Source organism: Shewanella sp. Sh95 (assembly GCF_001308045.1).
Taxonomy (GTDB): Bacteria; Pseudomonadota; Gammaproteobacteria; order Enterobacterales; family Shewanellaceae; genus Shewanella; species Shewanella xiamenensis.
Map to the genome: position 1 here is coordinate 1 of NZ_LGYY01000205.1, position 676 is coordinate 676.

Annotated in this window: 1 protein-coding gene; it reads left to right on the top strand. The window is 37.4% G+C overall.

Annotation, left to right across the window (positions count from 1 at the left end; all coding sequences use genetic code 11):
- Positions 1–115 precede the first annotated feature (115 nt).
- Positions 116–268 (top strand): AlpA family phage regulatory protein, encoded by a 153-nt coding sequence (locus AEA42_RS21915; RefSeq protein ID WP_082389659.1) that lies wholly within the window; start codon positions 116–118, stop codon positions 266–268.
- Positions 269–676: the final 408 nt, after the last annotated feature.

Below are 676 nucleotides of genomic sequence, written 5' to 3' on the forward strand. Positions count from 1 at the left end.
GATATTGGCTTCGCGCATCTTGTTGTCCAAGTGTAGTTTTTAGCGAAACCATTTGATCATGCAACAAGATGCGCTTCCACCCTAATTTGATGATTTATTTGTAAATCATCAGGGGATTCTTCAGGGCTTAGCCCGTTCAACCATTTACAAGTACGTCGATAAAGGTATTTTTCCTAAAGCTTTGACATTGGGCCTTAGAGCCGTTGCATGGGTAGAAAGTGAAATACAAGGGTGGATTTTGGCAAGCTTTAGGGTAATTAATTGTTAGGTAGTAATCGATATCAACCAAAATGAAAAACAAAGAGCTGTAATAGGCAATATTGATTCAAATGCATTGAAAAATGGTTGTTTTTCTGTAAATTATCAAACGCTACAAGTCTGACGAACAACAGCCAGCATGGCATGTTTGCTTTTACTATTGATAAATTTAAATGTTGGTTTAGGGATGAACATAATTAACGAAAAAGTGTTGGTTAGTTGGATTGGTGGCAACGATTTAGAATCAAAGGCGAGTAAAATGACTGGCCCTATATGGGCGACAGTATCTGAGGTAGTGTTCATAATTCTGTGTCATTTCAGTAAAATATTCAAAAACAGGAATGACACATGACCCAACCTTTTAACTTCGAACAAGCCCTTAAAGATCTGCAATCAGGTAAAAGCCTCACAGGTAAAG